This window comes from Sphingomonas sp. CCH9-F2, from assembly GCF_001556735.1.
GTDB classification, from domain to species: Bacteria; Pseudomonadota; Alphaproteobacteria; order Sphingomonadales; family Sphingomonadaceae; genus Sphingomonas; species Sphingomonas ginsenosidimutans.
This window is the reverse complement of record NZ_LSJO01000100.1, coordinates 1-2,243: the sequence shown is the minus strand read 5'-3', so window position 1 is coordinate 2,243 and position 2,243 is coordinate 1. Positions and strand designations below refer to the sequence as shown.

Below are 2,243 nucleotides of genomic sequence, written 5' to 3'. Positions count from 1 at the left end.
CGTCGGCCAACCACAAACGGGTCTACCGCATTATGGCGGCGGACCGCCTGCTGCTGGCGCGGCGCTACACCGAGCGGACCGACTATGGCCATGACGGCGTCGTGGTGGCGATCCGCTCGAACCTGCGCTGGTGCTCGGACGGCTTCGAGTTCACCTGCTGGAACGGCGAGGTCGTGCGCGGCGCCTTCATCATCGACGCCCACGACCGCGAGATCATCGCCTGGCGTGCGGTCGCCAATGCCGGCATCAGCGGCTCGGACGTGCGCGACATCATGCTGGAAGCCGTGGAAACCCGCTTCGGCGGAATGCGCGCGCCCTTGCCGCTCGAGATGCTGTCCGATAACGGCTCGGCCTATACCGCTCGCGAAACACGGACCTTCGCCCGGCAGCTGGGCCTCAAACCCTGCTTCACGCCTGTCCGCAGCCCGCAGTCCAACAGCATCTCGGAGGCCTTCGTTCATACCCTCAAGCGCGATTACGTCCGCGTCTCGCCGCTGCCCGATGCTCCCACCGCGTTGACCTCAATTGCCGGATGGATCGAGGACTACAACGACAACCACCCCCATTCGGGGCTCAAAATGCGTTCACCGCGCGAGCATCGCGCATTGGTTTCTGCAACCGCTTGAACCCGTCCGGTGAAACGGGGGCAGATCAGGCCCCAATGGTGCGCCGACGCGCACGCCTCCATCCCTATCAGGCACGGCGGCAACGATGAGAAGAACTTCAGTACCTCGCCGCGCCGGATGCGTCGCCGCACCAACACCTTTCCATCAGCGCCTATCGCGTGGACCTGAAACACGTTCTTCGCCAGATCGACACCGACGGTCACGACATCCTGCTGCATGGATCGACTCCTAGACGTGGCTCAACGACCACATCATCGCACAGCTACGCTGGTGCAGGGGCCGTCCAACCCATCAGGTCACAGAGGCTATCGTCGCCGTTCCGCTGAACGGCTTCATTGCTATTCGAATAATTCAATCGGTATCCCCTGCTCTCAGGGGCCGCGTTCCAGCGACCTAGTCAAGTGAATCCCTAGATTCAGATAGGAAATAGCTTGCAATGCGCGCACAACTTGACCAATATATTTATGTAAGTGATTTTTCTGAGGTTGGCCGATTTTGGTGGCGACTATGTCGGCTCAGCTAGATTGAATGATCGTCATATGAGTGCTTCGATATTGACGTGCTCCCCTGAAACTCCGCCAGTTTGAGCTAGAGTTCGCCTTCGTGAGGAGACGGACGTGAAGAAGAGCAGGTTCAGCGAGGAGCAGATCATCGCGGTGCTGCGCGAGCAGGACAGCGGGATGAAGACCGCCGACGTGTGCCGGAAACCCGGGATCAGCAGCGCCACGCTGTACGCCTGGAAGGCGAAATACGGCGGCATGGACGTGTCGCAGGCGCGCAAGCTGAAGGTGCTGGAGGACGAGAACGCGCGGCTGAAGCGGCTGCTGGCGGACGCGATACTCGACAACGCCGTGCTCAAGGAGGCGGCAGCAAAAAACTGGTGAAGCCTGCCGCTCGCCGGAGAGCTGTCGAGGAGGCTCGGCAGCGCTTCGGTATCAGCGAGCGTCGGGCATGCTCCATCTTCGGCGTAGATCGAACGTCGGTGCGCTACGCGCCCCGGCGTAGTGATGATGGCGACCTGCGGTCGCGGCTGCGCGAGATCGCGGCAGAGCGTCGCCGCTTCGGCTATCGGCGGCTGGGTATCATGCTGGCTCGCGAGGGGCTGGTCATGAACCACAAGAAGCTGCTGCGGCTGTACCGCGAGGAAAACCTTCGGGTCAGGCGCCGGCGCGGTCGAAAGCGAGCCATGGGCACCCGAGCGCCTATGGCGCTGCCACAAGGACCGAACCAGCGCTGGAGCCTCGACTTCGTCAGCGACACGCTGATCAGTGGCCGACGTATCCGCATCCTGGCGGTGGTCGACGACTTCACGCGCGAATGCCTGGCGTTGGTGGTCGACACCTCCTTGTCAGGCGCGCGTGTCGCTCGCGAGCTCGACGCCATCATCGCTACCAGGGGAAGACCACCGCTGATGATCGTCAGCGACAATGGCACCGAGCTGACCAGTCTCGCGATCCTGAGATGGACGCAGGAGCGGCCTGTCGAGTGGCACTATATCGCGCCCGGCAAGCCGCAGCAGAACGGCTATGTCGAGAGCTTCAACGGCCGCCTGCGCGACGAATGCTGTGGATCGGCGTGGAAAAAGGACCCCGGTAGCGGGGTGATCGGCGTCGAAAA

The 2,243-nt window shown here is 62.5% G+C and carries 1 protein-coding gene and 2 pseudogenes; 2 read left to right on the top strand and 1 reads right to left on the bottom strand.

Annotated elements, in window-relative coordinates; translation table 11 throughout:
- Positions 1-626: IS3 family transposase (locus AX685_RS03010; RefSeq protein ID WP_066485311.1), on the top strand; the 626-nt coding region annotated here is incomplete at its 5' end.
- 32 nt (positions 627-658) lie between these two features.
- On the opposite strand, the pseudogene AX685_RS23035 reads toward AX685_RS03010, so the two are convergent.
- A pseudogene (locus tag AX685_RS23035) lies at positions 659-844 on the bottom strand (IS110 family transposase); the annotation flags it as partial.
- 399 nt (positions 845-1,243) lie between these two features.
- On the opposite strand from AX685_RS23035, the pseudogene AX685_RS03000 reads away from it, so the two are divergent.
- Positions 1,244-2,243 (top strand): annotated as a pseudogene (locus AX685_RS03000) (IS3 family transposase); the annotation flags it as partial.